The 18549-nt window shown below is 67.6% G+C and carries 19 protein-coding genes; 12 read left to right on the top strand and 7 right to left on the bottom strand.

Annotated elements, in window-relative coordinates; genetic code table 11:
* Window positions 1-71: 71 nt before the first annotated feature.
* Window positions 72-1001: an NADP-dependent oxidoreductase gene (locus K7711_RS41725; RefSeq protein WP_222977693.1), complete on the top strand. Its 930-nt coding sequence runs from the start codon at window positions 72-74 to the stop codon at window positions 999-1001.
* Window positions 1002-1012: 11 nt separating this feature from the next.
* Here K7711_RS41725 and K7711_RS41720 read toward each other — a convergent pair whose 3' ends face one another.
* Entirely contained in the window at window positions 1013-1864 is an 852-nt protein-coding gene (locus tag K7711_RS41720) for a LysR family transcriptional regulator (RefSeq protein ID WP_222977691.1), read from the bottom strand.
* Window positions 1865-1979: 115 nt separating this feature from the next.
* On the opposite strand from K7711_RS41720, the gene K7711_RS41715 reads away from it, so the two are divergent.
* Window positions 1980-2978, top strand: a complete 999-nt coding sequence (locus K7711_RS41715) for a substrate-binding domain-containing protein (protein ID WP_222977689.1) — start codon at window positions 1980-1982, stop codon at window positions 2976-2978.
* A gap of 71 nt (window positions 2979-3049) precedes the next feature.
* On the opposite strand, the gene K7711_RS41710 is transcribed toward K7711_RS41715, so the two are convergent.
* Window positions 3050-3286, bottom strand: coding sequence for a hypothetical protein (locus K7711_RS41710; protein WP_222977688.1), 237 nt, complete (start codon window positions 3284-3286; stop codon window positions 3050-3052).
* Between the two features lie 12 nt (window positions 3287-3298).
* Window positions 3299-5044 (bottom strand): sodium:solute symporter family protein, encoded by a 1746-nt coding sequence (locus tag K7711_RS41705; RefSeq protein ID WP_222977686.1) that lies wholly within the window; start codon window positions 5042-5044, stop codon window positions 3299-3301.
* Window positions 5045-5272: 228 nt separating this feature from the next.
* Between K7711_RS41705 and K7711_RS41700 the strand changes: the two genes are divergently transcribed.
* Genes K7711_RS41700 through K7711_RS41690 form a run of 3 tightly spaced genes read left to right on the top strand, consistent with a single transcriptional unit; the run spans window position 5273 to window position 8087 of the window.
* A complete protein-coding gene (locus K7711_RS41700; protein ID WP_222977684.1) occupies window positions 5273-5821 on the top strand; it encodes a pyruvoyl-dependent arginine decarboxylase in 549 nt (182 codons plus the stop codon).
* The gene (locus K7711_RS41695; RefSeq protein WP_235748620.1) at window positions 5818-6438 is read left to right on the top strand and encodes a hypothetical protein; all 621 of its coding nucleotides are present in this window, start codon (window positions 5818-5820) and stop codon (window positions 6436-6438) included. Before K7711_RS41700 ends, K7711_RS41695 begins: the two co-directional genes overlap by 4 nt.
* Entirely contained in the window at window positions 6438-8087 is a 1650-nt protein-coding gene (locus K7711_RS41690; RefSeq protein WP_235748619.1) for a GGDEF domain-containing protein, read from the top strand. The genes K7711_RS41695 and K7711_RS41690 overlap by 1 nt, the downstream gene beginning before the upstream one ends.
* Before the next feature lie 447 nt (window positions 8088-8534).
* Here the strand turns inward: K7711_RS41690 and K7711_RS41685 are convergent, their stop codons facing one another.
* A complete protein-coding gene (locus K7711_RS41685; protein WP_222977812.1) occupies window positions 8535-9017 on the bottom strand; it encodes a MarR family winged helix-turn-helix transcriptional regulator in 483 nt (160 codons plus the stop codon).
* A gap of 169 nt (window positions 9018-9186) precedes the next feature.
* Between K7711_RS41685 and K7711_RS41680 the strand changes: the two genes are divergently transcribed.
* Window positions 9187-9657: a hypothetical protein gene (locus K7711_RS41680; RefSeq protein ID WP_222977682.1), complete on the top strand. Its 471-nt coding sequence runs from the start codon at window positions 9187-9189 to the stop codon at window positions 9655-9657.
* Window positions 9654-10043: a nuclear transport factor 2 family protein gene (locus K7711_RS41675; RefSeq protein WP_222977681.1), complete on the top strand. Its 390-nt coding sequence runs from the start codon at window positions 9654-9656 to the stop codon at window positions 10041-10043. The genes K7711_RS41680 and K7711_RS41675 overlap by 4 nt, the downstream gene beginning before the upstream one ends.
* A 29-nt stretch (window positions 10044-10072) precedes the next feature.
* Here the strand turns inward: K7711_RS41675 and K7711_RS41670 are convergent, their stop codons facing one another.
* Window positions 10073-10843 carry a DUF6319 family protein gene (locus K7711_RS41670; protein ID WP_222977677.1) on the bottom strand — a complete coding sequence of 257 codons (771 nt, stop codon included), beginning with the start codon at window positions 10841-10843 and terminating at the stop codon, window positions 10073-10075.
* Between the two features lie 351 nt (window positions 10844-11194).
* Here K7711_RS41670 and K7711_RS41665 point away from each other — a divergent pair, with 351 nt between their 5' ends.
* The 4 genes from K7711_RS41665 to K7711_RS41650 all read left to right on the top strand — a co-directional run bounded on the left by K7711_RS41665 (window position 11195) and on the right by K7711_RS41650 (window position 14988).
* On the top strand, window positions 11195-11980 hold the full coding sequence (locus K7711_RS41665; protein WP_222977674.1) for a DinB family protein: 786 nt from the start codon (window positions 11195-11197) through the stop codon (window positions 11978-11980).
* A gap of 131 nt (window positions 11981-12111) precedes the next feature.
* The gene (locus K7711_RS41660; RefSeq protein ID WP_308015191.1) at window positions 12112-12921 is read left to right on the top strand and encodes an SAM-dependent methyltransferase; all 810 of its coding nucleotides are present in this window, start codon (window positions 12112-12114) and stop codon (window positions 12919-12921) included.
* A gap of 29 nt (window positions 12922-12950) precedes the next feature.
* Complete coding sequence (locus tag K7711_RS41655; RefSeq protein ID WP_222977673.1) at window positions 12951-14264, top strand: sensor domain-containing diguanylate cyclase; 1314 nt, start codon at window positions 12951-12953, stop codon at window positions 14262-14264.
* A gap of 79 nt (window positions 14265-14343) precedes the next feature.
* On the top strand, window positions 14344-14988 hold the full coding sequence (locus tag K7711_RS41650; protein ID WP_222977672.1) for a trimeric intracellular cation channel family protein: 645 nt from the start codon (window positions 14344-14346) through the stop codon (window positions 14986-14988).
* A 12-nt stretch (window positions 14989-15000) separates the two neighbouring features.
* Here the strand turns inward: K7711_RS41650 and K7711_RS41645 are convergent, their stop codons facing one another.
* Both K7711_RS41645 and K7711_RS41640 read right to left on the bottom strand, forming a co-directional pair.
* Window positions 15001-16605, bottom strand: a complete 1605-nt coding sequence (locus K7711_RS41645) for an ABC transporter substrate-binding protein (RefSeq protein WP_222977668.1) — start codon at window positions 16603-16605, stop codon at window positions 15001-15003.
* Between the two features lie 56 nt (window positions 16606-16661).
* Complete coding sequence (locus K7711_RS41640) at window positions 16662-17648, bottom strand: ABC transporter substrate-binding protein (RefSeq protein WP_235748618.1); 987 nt, start codon at window positions 17646-17648, stop codon at window positions 16662-16664.
* A 301-nt stretch (window positions 17649-17949) separates the two neighbouring features.
* Between K7711_RS41640 and K7711_RS41635 the strand changes: the two genes are divergently transcribed.
* Window positions 17950-18516: a TetR/AcrR family transcriptional regulator gene (locus K7711_RS41635; protein ID WP_235748617.1), complete on the top strand. Its 567-nt coding sequence runs from the start codon at window positions 17950-17952 to the stop codon at window positions 18514-18516.
* Window positions 18517-18549 lie beyond the last annotated feature (33 nt).

Here is an 18549-nt window from a genome sequence, read left to right as displayed (position 1 = left end):
CCGGGACTTGGTCCCGTCACTGCGGTACAGTGATGGAACCAAGTCCCGTTACTGTTTCTCTGGAGGTCGCAATGAGTCGAGCCGTCATCTACGAGACGTTCGGCGGTCCCGAGGTACTGGAGCTGCGCGAGGTTCCGGAACCGCATGCCGGACCGGGCGAGGTCCGCGTCCGCGTCACCGCCGCCGGTCTGAATCCCATGGACTGGCTCATCGCCGCGCAGCCCGAGGCGGCGGCGCAGTTCGGCATCACCGTGCCGGCCGGATTCGGTTACGACTTCGCCGGCGTGGTGGACGAAGTCGGTGACAGCGCAACGGGTTTCGCTGTGGGCGACCGTGTCTACGGTGGTGCGATGGGTCGGGCCGCCGCCGATTTGGTGGTGGTCGATACGCGCGCCGGAGCGGCCGAAGGGCTCTGGCACACACCGGAGGGCATCAGCGACGAGGTGGCGGCCACGCTTCCGGTAGCCGGTATGACCGCGGCCGCCGCACTGACGGCGATCGATCTGCGATCCGGCGACACCGTCCTGATCGGCGGTGCAGCGGGCGGTGTGGGCGTGTTCGCCGTCCAGCTCGCGAAGCTCGCCGGCGCCAGAGTGCTCGGGACGGCGTCGGAAGGCACCTTCGAATTCCTGCGCGGATTCGGCGCCGAACCGGTCACCTACGGCCCCGGACTGGCGGATCGGGTGCGCGCCGCGGCCCCCGAGGGCGTGACCGCCGCCACCGATCTGTTCGGCACCGAAACGGCTGAAACCGCACTCGCACTGGGTGTTCCGCCCGAGCGGATCTCCACTGTCGCCGCAGGGCCCAATCCTCCCGGCGGTGCGCGCGCGACCGGCGGAATGAACGCGGGCCCGGACGACATGACCCGGATCAGCGACGCGATCCTCGCCGGAACGCTCACCGTGCCGATCGCCGCGACCTTCCCGATCGAGAAGATTCGCGATGCGGTGACGATGCAGGCCGGACGTCACGTGCACGGCAAGATCGTGATCACGCTCTGACCCGCACGGGCTCAGCGAAAGCTGTCCACCGCAAGCTGGACGAAACTGCGGACCAGCGGGCTCGGCGCAGCCTCGGATTGCGCCACCACCAGATGACTCGGAGGGCGATCGCGGAACGGGACGACGACCAGACCTGCGGGAAGGGGCTGATCGAGGGGCGCGAGAGCCGATGTCGCATTCCACAGGACTGATTGCAGGCATTCCTGGATGGTCCGCACGATCGGTGACGAACCGTCCGGCGGGCCGCCGGTCCAGTAGGCCGCCCACAGTGGATCGGCGTTGTCCGGGAGCCGGACCCAGCGGCGGTCGGTCAGATCGTCCGAGCCGATCGACTCGCGCCCGGCCAGTGGGTCGTTCTCGCGCAGAACCACGCCGACGGGGATCCGGCGCAGGACTCGGGTGCTGATTCCGTTGTCCTCGAACGGAGTTCGAGTCAATGCCACGTCGACCAACCCGGCGCGCAGCCCGGCGGTCGGATCACCGAGGTCGGCCTCGCGGATACTCACCTCGACCGACGGATGCTGCTCGCGGAATCGGGTGACGAGCGTTCCCGCGACGAGTTCGGCGGTATCCGCGAGCGTGCCGATCGTGAGCGTGGTGGCGCCGGCCGCGGCGGTCACCCGGGTACGAAGCAGGTCGGCGTGTTCCAGCAGCGCGACCGACTCGTCGAACATCACCGTCCCCGCGGGGGTGAGGGTGACGCCCTTCGAGGTGCGCTCGAACAGGGTGACGCCGAGTTCGTCCTCGAGCTCCCGGATCGCGCGGCTCAGCGGCGGCTGGGTCATGTGCAGACGACGCGCCGCGCGGCCGATGTGCCGCTCCTGTGCGACGGCCACGAAGTACCGGAGCGAGCGAAGGTCCACCGCAACACGATACCCACGCGGTATGGGACGTGCGGAAAGGGTGTTGGACGCACTGCGGCCGGGTCGGGAAATATCGAAATCAGCTCGCCGACAAAGGAGTTCGAAAGGAGTCGAGATGACCGACGAAACCCTCACCATAGGAACCTACCGATACGATACGACCGCGGCGCTGTTCGACGGCAGCGTCGGCCTCGACGGCACCGACATCGCCATGCGGACCGCGGCCACCCTGCCGGAGATATTCGAGCGAGCGGTGCGCAAGAACGAGTACGACATCGCGGAACTCGGCCTCACCTTCTACCTGCGGCTGCTGGAATCCGGGCTGCCGTATGTCGCGTTGCCGATCTTCCCGAACCGCGTGTTCCGGCATTCCTGCGTCTTCGTCAACACACACAGCGGAATCACGGGCCCGGCGGACCTGACCGGCCGGACCATCGGCGAATTCGGCACCTACGGCCAGGACTCGGGCGTGTGGGCCAAGGGAATCCTGATGGACGAGTACGGATTCGATCCCGCCGCGAACCGCTGGGTGATCGGCGGACTCGAATACGCCTCGCCGCCTTTCGATTTCATCCCGCACCCGCATCCTTCGAACGTGCAGGTGACCAACGCGCCCGCGGACGCGACGTTGAGCGAGATGCTCGATGCCGGTGAGATCGACGCGTTGTTCTCGGCGAACGTCCCGCAGTGCGCACTGGACGGATCCCCGAACGTCGCCCGCCTGTTCCCCGATTTCGAACCGCTCGAGCGTGATTACCACCGCCGCACGGGCATCTTCCCGATCATGCACACCGTCGTCGTCCGGCAGGACCTGCTCGACACCCGCCCCGACCTGGTCCGCGAGGTCTACGACACCTTCTGCCGCGCGAAAGACCAAGCCGCCGAACGCTACCGCCGAGACCGCAGGCTGTACCAGGTCCCCACCATGGTCCCGTGGATGAATGCCCTGATCGAACGCAACGAGGCTCAGTTCGGCCCGGACCATTGGCCCTACGGCATCACCGCCAACCGCGCCGCCCTGGACACCTATCTGCGCTACCACTACGAGCAGGGCCTGTCCCCGCGTCGCCTGCGGATCGAGGACGTCTTCGCCGCGCAGTTCCTCGACACCTGATCCAACGACTCGGCCGCGACGGCACAGTTGCCGTCGCGGCCGAGCGTTTCACTACCGCGTGAGCGTCCCGATTACTCTGCGGGACTGCTGGATTCGGTCTGACGCGGCACCTGCGTGGGCCGCAGGCGAACCCAGATCAGGAATCCGACGGCGATGACCGCCATGACGATCCCCGACCACAGATTGGTGTTCCAGCCGCCACTGCGCTGCAGATCCGCGGCGCTGTGGTTGACGGCCCCGACGATGATCAGAATCACGCCGTAGATGCCGAGCAACCCGCCGACGATTGTGCGGATATCGAAAAGCATTACGTCACTTCCTTATCCGAAGAAGATGTTCAGCGCGATGACCAGGACCAGGGAGATCCCCGCGAGCAGTACCGGACGCTGATACCACGGCAACGTGGCGGCGTCGGCATCGGTCAGGCTGGCCTTGGGGGTCTGCGAGTACACCAGCCCGACCAGTTCGGCCTCGGGTCTGGGCGCGGTCACCAGACTCACCACCACGCTGAGCACGATATCCACCACGAAGGCCACACCGGCGGCCAGGAAACTCGAGCCCTGACCGGACAGGTTGATCACCCCGGTCTCGCTCAGAATGAAGATGAAGATCGCGGACAGGGTGCCGAACACCAGACCGACCCAACCGGCCGTCGCGGTCATCCGCTTCCAGAACATACCGACGATGAACGTGGCGAACAGCGGCGCGTTGAAGAACGAGAACAGCGTCTGCAGGTAGTCCATGATGTTCGAGAAGTTCCCGGCGATGAACGCGGTGAAGACCGCGACCACCGTGGCGCCCACGGTCGCCCAACGCCCGACATTCAGGTAGTAGCCGTCCGGCCTGTCCTTCTTCACGTACTGCTGCCACAGGTCGAAGCTGAACACCGTGTTGAACGCGGAGATGTTCGCCGCCATGCCCGCCATGAACGCGGCCAGCAGACCGGTCAGCGCCACACCCAGAAGTCCGTTGGGGAGAACGTCTTTCATCAGGTACAGCAGCGCGTCGTTGTACGTGACATCGCCCTTGCCGGTCGCCTTGTACTCCGCGATCTGCGGCACGATCAGCGCGCTGACCATTCCGGGGATGACGACGATCAACGGGATGAACATCTTCGGGAACGACCCGATGATCGGGGTGCGCCGCGCCGCGGAGATCGAATGTGTGGCCAGCGCGCGCTGCACCTCGACGAAGTTGGTCGTCCAGTAACCGAACGAGAGCACGAAGCCCAGACCGAACACGATGCCGACGATGGACAGGAAGTTGTTGGAGAAGCCGCTGAGCTCGTTACCCGGCCAGGAGTGGATCTGCTGCGAGGCATCGGGGACCTTGGCGGCGATCTGGTGCTTCAACCCGCTCCAGCCGCCGACGCGATGCAGGCCGACCAGCGTCAGCGGCAGCAGCGCGGCCACGATGACGAAGAACTGCAACACCTCGTTGTAGATCGCGGCCGACAGACCACCGAGCGTGATGTAGGACAGCACGATCGCCGCGGCGACGATGATCGACACCCACAGCGGCCAGCCCAGCAGCACGTTCACGATCGAACCCAGCAGGTACAGGTTCACACCCGCGATGAGCACCTGGGCGATCGCGAAGCTGAGCGCGTTGACCAGATGCGCGCCCGTGCCGAACCGCCGGCGCATGAACTCCGGCACGCTGCGCACCTTGGAGCCGTAGTAGAACGGCATCATGACCACGCCCAGGAACAGCATGGCCGGGATCGCGCCGATCCAGTAGTAGTGCATCGTCGGCATGCCGTACTGGGCGCCGTTGGCGGACATGCCCATGATCTCGACCGCGCCGAGGTTCGCCGAGATGAACGCCAGACCCGTGACCCAGGCGGGCAACGAGCGCCCGGACAGGAAGAAATCGATGCTCGAGGACACCCGCTGACGGGCCAACAAGCCGATGCCGAGTACGAAGGCGAAATAGATCGCGACAAGGACGTAGTCGACGGGTGAGGCGTCCAGGCGCAGCCCGCCGCCTTCGGCCAATATTTCGTGTGCCGGGCCTCCTGCCAGCACCGATTCGACAATTCCTGGTGGCGCTGCAGCGGGTGGCATGCGGCCCTCCTGTCCGATAAATCCTCATTCGACCACTTGGTCGTGTCCGGATCTTAGCGGGCCGTTAGCGTTCACATCCGAGGTATGCACCGACCCGCCGACGGGTGTTCACGCAACCGGGGGTGATACGCGACAGATATGAAACGATGTTTTTCAGTTCCAGGAAGTTTTGCCGCAAGATCACCCTTCAAAATGCAACACTGGGATCCCCGGGGGAAGGATCACAGGATGCTCATAACCCACCGACACCACGGCACATTCGGAACCGGAAGTACCGCCCCACCCCGCCCCGCCGCGCTGACCATCGAGGTCGGCGCGGCGGTCGGAGTGGGGTCGACCAGAATCTCCGCATTCGACGCCGCGCTGCGCGAACTCGGTGTGGGAGAAGCGAATCTGGTCCGCCTGTCGTCGGTGATCCCGCCACACGCCACGATCGAGCGGACCCGCAGAGTGCGCAAACCCATCGTCTGGGGCGATCGGCTGTATTGCGTGTACGCGGTGGAATTCGCCGAGACCGAGGGCGCGACCGCGGCGGCCGGAATCGGCTGGACCGTACGCGACGACGGCTCCGGCGCGGGCCTGTTCGTCGAGCACGAGGCCGAAACCGCCAGGGCGGTCGACGAACTCATCCACGCGAGCCTGACCGAGATGACAGCGGCCCGCGCCGGGGTCTTCGGGCCGGTGTGCACCAGTACGATCGCGGCCACCTCCGACGGACGGCCGACCTGCGCGCTGGCCCTGGCGGCGTACAACACGGCGGGATGGAACCAACCGTGACCGAACCCGAGGAACCGGAAAGATCAAGTCGTACAGCGACTTCGGCTGCCGGCGGCATCCGGGTCAGCGTGGAGACCACGATTCCGGATCCGCAGATCGAACGCTTCCAACTGCTCTACGAGGACGCGTTCGGTCCATTACGCACTCGGGCGATCGCACGGCAGGTTCTGCATCCGGGCGAATTCCATCAGGAGATGACAGATCCGCGAATCCAGAAGCACGTGGCCCGCGCGCCCGACGGCGAACCGATCGGTCTGACCACGTTGACTCGTCATCTGGAGACCGTTCCGTGGATCAGTCCCGAATATTTCGCGGCGCGTTTTCCCCAACACGCCGAGCGTGACGCGATCTACTATGCAGGGTTCACATTGGTCGCGCCGGGCGCGCGACAAGGGGCCGCATTTCATGTCATGATCGAATCAGTCGTCCGGATATTGGCGGCGGAGCGCGCGGCCGTCGGCTGGGACATCTGCTCATACAACAACTCTCGCTTCTCGTTCGCCGACGCTCTGCGGACGGCGATCGGAGAACGGGCCACCGTCGAGATCGCAGTGGAGGATTCCCAGACTTACTACGCGGCACGGTTCATCGGGGACGGAGCGGACAAGGGGGACTGATGATGCTCAGCGAACAGCACACGGTCGACCTCCGGCATCTGGCCGGGCCATTGTGGCGCGCATTCGTGCCGATGATAGCCGCGGTCATGATCGCGCTCCCCCTGCTCACCGCCGCGGAAGCGGTCGTCACCACCGTCTTGGCGGCGGTCGTCGTGATGACGGTGGCGATGATCGCCGTCGGCGTGCACCGACATCACCCGCCCGCACCGATGCCGTGGTATCTGCTGGCCGGATCGGCCGTACTGTTCGGTTTCGGCATCACGCTGCGCGATCTCATACCGGCCGAGCAGTACCTGTTCGACGACATGTTCACCCTGTCCGGATATGGCGGCGTACTACTCGCGGCGCTGTTGTGGCTCGCGCCGCGCCGCGTGCACGGCGGCGGCAACGATCTGCTGCTGGACTCCGGGCTGATCGGCCTGGGCGCACTGCTGGCCTCGTGGACGTTCCTGATCTCGCCGATCCTGAGCAGCGGGCACGGGGCGAGCGCGGTGATCGCGGCCTGCTACCCGGTCATCGATGCGCTGCTGCTGACCGTGGTCACCCATTCGGTGGTCACCGCGATGCGCTCGGAAACCTCACTGCGCCTGCTGCATACGAGTCTGCTGGCGATCCTGATCGCCGATTTCGGCTACAACCTGGTGGCGGCCGGGTCGATCCACCCGCCGCTGCAGATTCTGCTGGTTCCGCTGCTGGGCGCGTATCTGCTGGTGGGGCTGGCGGCGCTGCATCCGACCATGGTCACCCTGGGCCAGCAGCAGCGCATCCGGCCCGATCAGTCGCGTCAGCGGGCCAGTGTCATCGCGGTCGCACTCGTGGTCGCCTCGCTGGTGCCGACCATGGGCCATCGGCCCGGCGTGGTGGATCGAGTGGTGGTCTCCACCCTGCTGGCCGGACTGCTGATCGGCGTGCTGGCGCGCAGCGAGCGCGCGATCGGGCGCAGCGCGCGCAGCGAGCGACGCGCGCAGTATCAGGCCGATCACGACATGCTCACCGGCCTGCTGAACCGCTCGGCTCTGCTGCGCGCCCCCGCCCGCAATCACGAGCGGTGGGCCGGGCGCACACTGTGCCTGCTGTTCATCGATCTGGACGGCTTCAAATCCGTCAACGACAGCTACGGCCACGCCATCGGCGACGAGCTGATCGCCAATGCCGCGGCCCGCATCCGCCGCGTCATCCGGCACGACGACGTGGCCGCCCGCTACGGCGGTGACGAGTTCGTCGTGCTGACCTGCGCGAACCGCTCGGACACCGCAACCCTCGCCGAACGGCTGATCGCCGCGTTCGACAATCCCTTCGAACTCAGCGTCGGCGCGGTCTCGATCACGGCCAGCATCGGCATCGCCGTGGGCTCCGCCCGCCCGGCGGGCTCGGTGCACGAGATCCGCGGCCACACCGTCCCATGCCCGGCCTCGGCCCCGGCCGAGGCATTCCTCGCACAGGACGTCCCCACAGCGCTCCCGACGGAGCCCACCCCCGCCGAAACCTCGGTCTACGACCTACTGCGCGAAGCGGATTCGGCCATGTACCACGCCAAGGAATACACCCTCGGCTACGTCTTCCACGACGAGATGCGCCACCAGGGCCACCCCGAATCGCGCCGAGTCTGGCGCCGCGAAAGTCACAAAACCCGCGAAACCGCCGTCTAGCTCGGCGGCTGCCACGGTTATCGAACCGGGCCCGTGGTGACGATTCGCCCGCAGGTTCGCACCTGCACCGAACGCACCGGGAAATCCATGCCTGCCGGGATCGCTTCGTGGTTCGTGGCCGTCACAAGGGCCAGCGCCTCGGCTCGACGACGCCTGCCGGACCCGGCGGAGCGTGCCGCGAGGACCGCAGCGACGACAGCGGAGGCGAGCAGGGCGATCAAATGCAGCAACAACGCGCACCCCTGGGCGATCGGGAACCTGTGCGACGCACGGTTCGCTGGTGGACAACTCACGCGGTGGGCGGCCGCACTCTGTCGCCGCCTCCCGCACCACGGTTCGATGACGCTGCATCGAGGTCCGGATCGCCGCTCGGTCCAGTTCATTCGATGCGACTGCACTGATCAGCGACCCACTGGCAGGGAATCCATCGGGGCCCGCGCGCCGGTGTTACGTCGCGGCTGTCGACGATCCGGCGGGAGCGGTCTCGAGGTCCTGCGCCACGGCCGCCAGCACGCGACGCAGGACCGGTGCCTCACCGTCGCCGAGGTAGCGGGCGAAATGGCCACGGACGCCGCGGACGTGGGTCGGCCATGCCGCTTGCAGGGCTCGAACTCCCTCGGGGGTGAGCGTGACCAGGGTCGCGCGCCGATTGGCGGGGTCGATCCGGCGTTCGGCGTAGCCGGATTTCTCCAGGCCGTCGACGATGCGAGTGAGTCCACTGGCGCTGTAGAGCAGCGCGGCGGCCAGATTCCGCATGTACATCGCCTGGCCCGGCGCTTCGGACAACTGCACCAGGGCGTCGTAGGTGAGCAACGTCATGCCGTGTTCGGCGCGTAGCTCGGCGTCGAGGGTGCGGGTGAGCAGGGCGTGCGAGCGCAGGTAGGACCGCCACGCACTTTCTTCGTCGGTGCTCAACGCCTCGACCTCCATACCCACGTCTCCTTCGTCGGTTTCGCATTCGGACAATACACCCCGCAAGACTCCATACGAAGATATTACTCATGCGAACAGTTGCTACGGAGAGTGTTGTGATGCATAGTGTTCGTGTTCGTAGCGATATGCGTCACATGGACGCCCCACATGAGGAGTTCTGCGAGTGATGGGTTTTCGGCAGTACCGGCAGCGACAGCGGGTCGTCGGCCTGTACGTGGAGCGGAATGCGCTCTTTGCCCTACGCGACCGCGACCACCCCGGTTACCGGACGCTGACCAGCGACGACGAGCGCGCGGCCTTCCTGACGCCGGTGCCGGTCGGACTGCAGAAGGCGGAGGTGACGCTCACCGGCGAGTCGGGCGCGAACGCCGACCCGGCGAGCGAGGAAGAGGAATTCACGCCGGTCGTTCCGGCCAACGCGAAAAATGTTCCGGTGTACTGGATCTCGGTGTACACCTGGGACGGCGGCGAATATCGGGCCTGGTCGTTGCACCCGCGGGCGGCATTACGCCTGCACCGGCAGATTCAGCAGCTCATCACCAGCGCGAACACCCCCGGCCGTGACGAACCCGCATCGGCCACGTCGCCACCGACGACAGCGCCGATCGTCGCGCCGCAGATCGGAGCCCTGGCATGACCGGCGCGACCAACGTCCAGCCCCTCGACGAACAGGTGCTGGCCGTGCTCGACCGCTACGACACCGCACTGGCGTGCGGCGACAGCGCCGCGGTCACAGCCGTGTTCGCCGAATACGGCGCGTGCTACCCCGCTGATGACAGCGCCGCATTCGGTACCGATGTCGACACGTACTACCGCCAGGTGTGCGCCACCGCACGTCCGGCACGACAGCGACGTGTGCACTACATCGCCTCGGGTGGGGAGGTCGTATTCGTCACCACCACCCTGACCCCTTCGGACGAGGCGGACAGTATCGCCCCGGCCGGTGAAGTATTCATCCTGCGCCGACGCGGGCAGCAGTGGGCGATCCTGGCCCACCTCGGATCACGCGGGCGAACCCCGTAATCGGCCGACGGCGTGGCGTCGAAGACTCGCTAGCCCGAGAGCTCGTCGAGGAGGCGACGCGCGTGTTCGAGTTCGGACTGGAGCTGTTCCACCTTGACGCGCTGGGAGTTTCGCACCGACTCCAGGACCGAGTCGACCACCTCGGCGACCTCGGGGTGCAGGAGTTTGGCGGCCTGGGCCACCGACGAGCCCGCGACGGTCAGGCCGCGCACGGTGCGCTTCTTGCCGTTCACGACGTCGACGGTCCACTCCCCGTCGGCGGTGCCGGACAACGTGACGGTGACCTCGGGGGTCTTCGCCTTGCGGGCGGGGGCGGCCTTCGCGGGGCGGGCGGGCTGCTTGGCGGCGGCCTTGCCGTTCTCGGCGGAGCTGTCGGACTCGGCGGTGGGCTTGGGCCCGGCGGGCTTGGCGACGGCCGGGGCCGGTTGCGCGGGGGCCGCGGTCTCCTGAGCCGGGCTGGGCGGCTGCGGCGACGGGGTGACGGACGACGGCATGCTCACTGGGGTGTCCTTCCTGGGTTTCGCGGTGGCCGGGGGCGCGGTGCGCCGGGCCGGTTTGGTCAGCGTCACTTCGGTGGGCGAGAACGACAGCACATCCTTGGAACCCGTGGGACGCACCTGGAGGAAATCGCCCTCGGCGGGATCACCGAGCGCGAGTACCTTCCCCGAGCGACCCTCGGGCACCCCGACCGCTTCCGCGGTGAACCACACCATGGGTGGGCGATCGGCGGCGAGGTCCGCGGCGATCTGCCGAATTTCTGTGTCGGACAACGGCTGCGGCTTCGTTCGACGCGATGACATGGTGCACTCCGGGCGGGTTCGTTGACGTCTGCGTGCCAAGAGCATGCCCCATAGCACCGACAAGTCCACATCGCCGGATGCGCCTCGACCTCGCCTCGAAGATCAGCAATCATTCGGCAAAACCCAGCTGCCGCAACCGCACCGCCACCTCCGACCCGATCCCGAGAACTCGACCAACCAGGAGAATCGTAGGGGCTGCGGAGAACTCGCGACGCCGATTGCCGCAACCGCACACACCGATTCCATGTCACGCAGCAATCTTCGGGTATTCCTCCTCGGCACGGACAGCCGGGCCGTAACCGGGTAATGTCCGGACTCCATGAGGAGTCCGGCGGTCGACGGGGCGATGCGATGAGTTCGGCACATCTGCCCGCGTTGCACGACGAGCGCCGCGCCGTGCTCGACTTCTGCCGCGACCTGAGCGCCGCGGACCTCGGCGCGCCCAGCGCGGCGGCGGGCTGGTCGGTCGCCGACGTGCTCATCCACATGACCACCGTGCTGCGCGCGATCCTCACCCCGACCGCCGCGGCCTATATGACCACCCGCGACGTGGAACGCCTGAATGAGCGACTCGTCGACGAAAAGCGTTCGCACACAACCAAACAGCTCCCCGGCGAATTCGAGACGTGGAGCCGTCGCGGCATTGCCGCCCTGACCGTGCTGACCATGCCGGGGCTCAACGCGATCCGCATCCCGTACGGCGAATTGGGCTGGTACCCACTCGAACTCGCGCCGGCCATGCTGGTGTACGAATGGCACACCCATGTGCGCCACGACATCTCCCCGGCGCTGGACCGCCCCACTCCGCCCACCGACCCGCGCCGGATGACCTCGATCCTGCGCTGGCTGACCACACTGCTCGAGCATTCGCACCGGGAGGCGTTGAGCTGGCTCGACACTCCGGTGGCACTGACCCTCACCGGTCCGGGCGGCGGCACCTGGCGGCTCGAGCCACGCGGCGGACGGCTGCGCGTGCGGCCGGGACGCGCCGCCGGGGCCACGGCCCACATCGCGGCGATGTCGGTGGAGTTCCCGCAGTGGAGCACCCGGCGCGTGCCCTGGCGCGCCTGCGCCGTCGCGGTGACCGGCGACACCGAGATCGGCACCCGCGTACTGGACTCGATCAACCTCGTGTGATTCCCGACGAAGTTCACAGTTCCGACTCATACAGCGCGGATAGCATGCAGATGCACCCGTCCCGGGGTGATCGGGTGCCGGACGACCCGCCGCGTGCGGGCGGTCGGATCGCGAATACGAAGGGGATTCGAGTGGACAGGCCGACGTGGGCGCCCGACGGCGTCGACATGACGAAGGCGAGCCCGGCGCGGATGTACGACGCGTTGCTGGGCGGCTCGCACAATTTCGAGATCGATCGCAAGGCCGCGGAGATGGCCAGAGAGCTGGTGCCCGATCTGCCGCGACTGGCCCTGAGCAACCGGGCCTTCCTGCGGCGGGCGGTCCGGTATCTGTCCGACGCCGGTATCCACCAGTTCCTCGACATCGGCTCGGGCATTCCGACCGCGGGCAACGTGCACGAGGTGGCCCAGGCGATCGATCCGCGCAACCGCGTGCTGTACGTCGACATCGATCCGGTGGCGGTCGCGCAGGCGCGGACCATCCTGGTCGGCAACGACCACGCCGACGCCCTGGAAGCCGATCTGCGCAAACCGGCGGATCTGCTGGCACGGGCCGCGGACAGCGGCTTGATCGACTTCACCCAGCCGGTCGGCCTGCTGCTGATCGCGGTACTGCATCTGGTGCAGGATCACGAGGGCCCGCGCGAACTGGTCGGCGAGTTGCGCACCGCGGTGCCCACCGGCAGTTATGTGGCGATCTCCCATCTGAGCTCGGCCCAGCGGCCCGGCGACGCGGCCCGGCTCGGTGATCTGTCGGCGAACCAGTCGCACACCGGCATCCGATTCCGCGACCGCGCGAGCATCACCGCCATGTTCGACGGCTGGGAGACGGTCGAGCCCGGCGTGGTCGAATTACCGTTGTGGCATCCCGAATCCGACCGGGACCTGCACGAGACGCCGGGGCGCTCACTCGGTCTGGCGGGTGTGGGCCGTAAGGTCTGACCGGGGGCGATTCGGACAGGGGTGTTCAGGTGGGTTCGCACGATCTGGCGGTGCGCTGGGCGGACGCGCTCGACGGCGTCGTCGCCCCCACCCTGACCCGGACGCAGATCGAGGCCCTGCTGGCCGGACTGTGCGAACAACTGCTCGCCGCGCTGCGCGGGGACGGTGGCCTGGACTGCGCGCGGGTCGCCGCCGCGGCGCTGGTCGCGGCCAACTACCGGGACGAGACGGCGGTCAGCCGCACCGTCTCGGTGATCTGCCGGGACATGGTTCGCGCCGCTGTCGAAACCCCCGATCCGCGGCGGGACGGGGCCCTGCCCGATCCGGAGCGGGTGCGCGAACGCGCGATCGACGTGGCCGCGGAATTCGCCGCCGGATTCACCGCGGCCCTGCGCGCGGCGGCGCTGTCCGAACAGGAGACGACGGTGGCCGCGGCGCTGTCGGCGATGCGGGAGGCCCAAGCACAGCGACAGTTGTCGCAGGCACGGTTCTCGGCCATCTTCGCGGGCGCCTCGGTCGGCATCGGCACCATCGACGTGCGCACCGGACAGGTGGTGGACGTCAACGCCGCGATGGCCGAAATGTTCGGCGCCCCAGCGGAATCCATCACCGGAATGCAGGTCGCCGACGTACTCGGGCCGATCAACATCGGGCCCGCCTACGCGCAGTTCCAGCAGTTGCTGGAGGGCGGGATCGACCGTTTCCGGCTGGAGACCGGGTACACCCATCCCAGCGGGTATCGCACCGCGATCGACCTGTCCATGTCGGCGGTCCGCGACGAGCGGGGGCAGATACGTTTCCTGATCGGCGTCGCGGTGGACATCACCGAGCGCAAGGCGCTGTCGGATCAGCTGTGGCACGACGCACATCACGACAATCTGACCGGCCTGGCCAACCGGGTGTTGTTCTTCGACCGGCTCGCCCACGCCACGCCGTCGATCGGTCTGTGCTACCTGGATCTGGACGGCTTCAAGGAGATCAACGACGCGTACGGGCACACCGTCGGCGACCGGGTGTTGCAGGCGGTGGCCGAGCGGTTGCGGGAGGTCGCCGAACCCGGCGGGCTCGCGGCACGGCTGGGCGGCGACGAATTCATCGTGCTGATCGAGAAATGCCGGGACGACACCGGACTGCAGATCCTGTCCCGGCGGTTGCTGGACGCACTGTCCGATCCGATAGCGATTGCGGGACATACGATCTCGGTAGGCGCGTCGATCGGGACGGCGCTGGTCGACGAACCTCCCGCCGCCATCGACGATCTCATGCACACCGTCGATACGGCCATGTACCGCAACAAGTCCGCGCGATCGCGTCCGGGGCTGCACACCCGGCGCAAGCGCTGAGGGGTTTCGCCCGCCCGACGATCGGCCCGACCTACTATTCTGTGGTAGCCCGGAGTTGACCGGACGGTGAAGGGATTCGATGATCGCGCTGACCTCGACGGCCGAGGATGTGCAGCGGGCCGCGGACCTGCTCGGCGTATTCGCCTTCGGGGTTTCCGGTGCGCTGCTGGCGGTCCGCAAGGACTACGACATGGTCGGCATCGCCGTGCTGGCCTGTGCGACGGCCTTCGGCGGCGGCGTGGTGCGCGATGTGGTGATCGGCGCGGTGCCGCCGGTCGCGCTGACCGATCCGTGGTACCTCGGCCTGCCGATCCTGGCCGCGGCGATCATCTTCCTGTGGCGGCCGCCGCCCCGGCTGGTCGCGACGCCGCTGGATCTGGCCGATGCGGTCGGGCTGGGCGTGTTCAGCGTCACCGGCACGGTCGCCGCGTATCAGCACGGGTTGGCCACGATGCCCGCGGCACTGCTCGGCGTACTCACCGCGGTGGGCGGCGGACTCATTCGCGATGTGCTGGCCGGTGTGCAGCCCAGCGTGCTGCGCCCGGATCAGGAGATCTACGCGCTGCCCGCACTGCTCGGCGCGAGTGTGGCCGCGGCACTGCTGCATTTCGGCGCGCTCACCGCCTGGACCGGTGCGGCGGCGTCGGCGGGTGCGGTCGTCTTCCGGGTGCTGGCCCTGCGCTATCACTGGCACGCGCCGCGGGCCCGCCGGCGACGGGGCTGAGCCCGCCGCCGGTCACCGGTGCAGCCAGGTGTCGAAGAACTGCAGCCGGGCCGAGGCCTCGAACTTCAGATCCGACACCGCCGCGGACGCCCCGATCGTCTGGGACAGCTCGATCGTGGGGATCCACAGCCCGTTGTCCAGGACCTGCTGCTGCGCCTGACCGATGAGCTCGGATCGCGCCGCGGTGTCGGTCGTCTGCAACTCACCCGACAACGTCCGGTCCAGATCCGGAATCGGGCCGCGCACATTGAAATTCTGGCCGTCCAGTCCGAAGACGGTGCGCAGGATGTCGCCGTCCGCGCGGGTGGTGTTGTAGTAGAGCGCATCGAAGTCCTTGCGGCTCTGGCGCGCCGCGTACTCCGCGTCGGACGCGGGTTCCAGGCGCAGGTCCACCCCGACGGTTCGCAGTTGCTGCTGGACCAGTTCGAGGATCGCCTGATTCCCGGCGAAGGCATGGCTGAACAGCACGCCGAAGGACAGCCGCACACCGTCCTTGACCCGGATGCCGTCACCGCCCGGCGTCCAGCCCGCCTTGTCCAGCAGCGACTTCGCAGAATCGGGGGCGTAGCCGAGGCGTTTCGAAAGATCCACGTACCCAGGGGTTTTCGAGGCCAGCGAACTGGTCGCGGTCTTGAACTGCGGCCCAAGCACGGTATCGACGAGTTCCTTGCGGTTGATCGCGGGCAGCAGTGCGGCACGCACCGCCGGATCGCCCAGCGGACCGCGGGTCAGATTCGGCTGGATACCGAACGGGACACCGGGATTCGGCGTGACCAGCAACCGACCGCCGGAGCCCTCGATCTGCGGGGCGTCCTGCGGCAGTGCATCACTCACCGCGTCGAGCTGACCGGAGGACAGGCTGCCGGTGCGGACCCCGGACTCCGGGATCACGGTGAATTCGATCCGGTCCAGATACGCCGCCCCGTGATGACCGAAAACTGTTGAGCCCCAGTTGTATCCGACACGCTTGGCCAACGTCGCGGAGGCGCCCTGCCGGTATCCGGCGTAGGTGAACGGCCCGCTGCCGATATCGTTGCCCAGGCAGCGTCGATCGGCGGGCTGGGCAGTCGTGGCGTCGGCGAGAATGCCCAGCTGCGGCGTCGAGGACGCCTGCAGGAACTGCGCATTGGGACGGTCGAAATCGACCTGTGCGGTGAGCGGATCCAGCACGGTGGTCCCGGTGTACCCGGCCAGATAGCTCGCCCCCAGCTGCGCCTTGGCGCCGGTGAGCGTGTGCACGATGGCGTCGAAGTTCTTCTGCACGGACGTCGCGGTCAGGGCGGTGCCGTCGCTGAAGGTGACCCCGGGCCGCAGATGGAAGGTGAACGTCCTGGCATCCGGACTCACCTCCCAGCTCTGCGCCAGCCAGGGCGTGATCGCGCCGGTCTTCGGATCCTGGTCGGTCAGCGAATCCACGATCTGCCGTGTGACATAGAGGGTTTGGTTGGTCCCGGACTGGGCCGGATCCGAGCAGGTCGGCGCGAGCGACAGGCCGTAGCGCAGGATTCCGCCGGGTCGTGGCGGTCCGGCGGCGTCACCGGAAGGGGTTCCGGAACCGCAAGCCGCGAGGGTGAGCGTCGCGGTGAGTGCGCAGAGGGAAGCGAGAAAGCGTTTCATGGTCGATCTCCGGGGAGGCTGTGCTGCAGGGGTCGTCGAGTCGCCGGGCTGCCCGGTCACGGGGCCTTCTTCGGCAGTCCGGGCGGATTGATCCGGCTCTGCTGCACCGCTTCGCCGCCCAGGCCCCAGCGGTCGAGCACCTTGCGGTACAGGCCGTGGTCGATGGCGTGCTGCAACGCCTGGTGCACCGGACCGATCAGACCGTTGTCCTTCTTGGTGAGCACCGCGATCTCGGCCTGCAACGCATCACCCGCACCGGAGAAGGTCGAGACGATCTTCGTCTGTCCCGTGGTGGCGACGTGGTAGGCCGCGTCGGGATCGGGGCCGAGGAAACCATCGAGCCGGTGCGAGGCCAGCGCCAGGTAGTAGTCGGTGGTCTTCTGGTAGTAGGCGATCTCGATCTTCGGCAGGCCCTGGGCCACGTTCTGCTGATCCCACTGCACGAGCAGCTGTTCCTGGTTGGTGCCGCTGCCCACGCCGATCCGCTTGCCCGCCAGCGATTCCCGGTCCTTGTAGGTCCAATTCGCGTCCTTGGGCAGCTCCAGCGCGAGCGTGTCCTTGCGGTAGGTGGCGAAGTCGTACTTCTCCTTGCGTTCCTCGGTGACGGTCACGTTGGAGATGAACGCGTCCACCGCGCCGGAATCCACGGCGACGAAGTTCTGCGCCCAATCCGCGGTCCGCGCATCGAGTTTCAGCCCGAGGATGTCCGCGACCAGCGAAGCGAAGTCCAGTTCCGAGCCGATCACGGTGCGGTCGTCGGTGGCGTAGAAGCGCAGTGGCGCACCGGCATCGGCGGATCCGGTGACGATCAGCGTGCCGCGATCGCGGATCGCGGCGGGCACCTGCGCGGCGATCGAATCCACCTTGTCCGCGTGTACCCGGCTCGCCTGTTGCGGCGAGAGATCGTAGGTCTGCCCGTTCACCGAGCGGACCTCGTCACCGGCGCCGTCGCCACCGCCGCACGCACCGGCCACCAGCGCCACGGTGCTGAGCACGGCGGTGAGCATCACGGTGCGCCGCCGAATTCCTGCCTGGACCCTCATCGAATCGCCTCGTCCTCCATCGAGCCTGGCGGTAGCACTGTGCCCGCGAGCCGGATCGTCGCGACGTCCGCGAGCCAGGTCTGCGCGGGTCGCCCCAGCTGGGCAACACCGACGCTAGGTGCGAACCCGTTGGCGCGTCTGCACTCTCGATCGGCGTGAATCGAACGCTGTTTCCTGCGCGGCGGGTGTGCAGTGCCTTCGGATCGGCTGTGCAGTTGCCCGAACGCACACCCGCGGAGTCAATCGGAGAATTTCTCCTCTTATCATTGGAGGCAGCAGTGTGCACCTCACGGGAGGCCCCATGGACGCAACGACGCGGCCGATGCGCGCCGATGCGCGCCGCAACTACGACCGCATCCTCGAATGCGCTCGCCAGACGTTCGCCGAACTGGGCACCGAGGCGCCGCTGGACGAGATCGCCCGCCGCACCGGTGTCGGCCCCGGCACCCTGTACCGGCACTTCCCGAATCGCGCGGCACTCATCGAGGCCGTCTACCGCTCGAGTATCGAGGCGCTCAGCAGGCGCGCGGCGGAATTGCTCGATGCGGACTACACGCCGCTGGAAGCCCTGGACCTGTGGGTGCGCGCGCAGGTCGACTTCGTGATGAACCGGCGCGGCCTGGCGGTCACCCTCAAGGCCGCCCTGGACCGCGACTCGGACACCTTCATGCTCTGTTCCACGATCGCCACCGAGGCCGCCGCCGCTGTGCTTCGACCCGCGCAGGAGGCCGGACTCGTTCGCCCGGAACTGGAACCGAAGGACCTGATCCGCCTCGGTCACGGCATCGGAGCAGCCTGCGAACAGACTCCCGAGGCCGCCGAGCGGCTGCTCACGGTCGTCCTCGCGGGGCTGCGCACATCACCCTGAGCACCACATCGGCTCGAGCACCGCGATGCCAGC

The organism is Nocardia coffeae, assembly GCF_019890715.1.
In the GTDB taxonomy this organism is placed as follows: Bacteria; Actinomycetota; Actinomycetes; order Mycobacteriales; family Mycobacteriaceae; genus Nocardia; species Nocardia jiangxiensis.
Note: the sequence above shows the minus strand (reverse complement) of the source record. Positions and strands in the feature narration are given on the sequence as shown.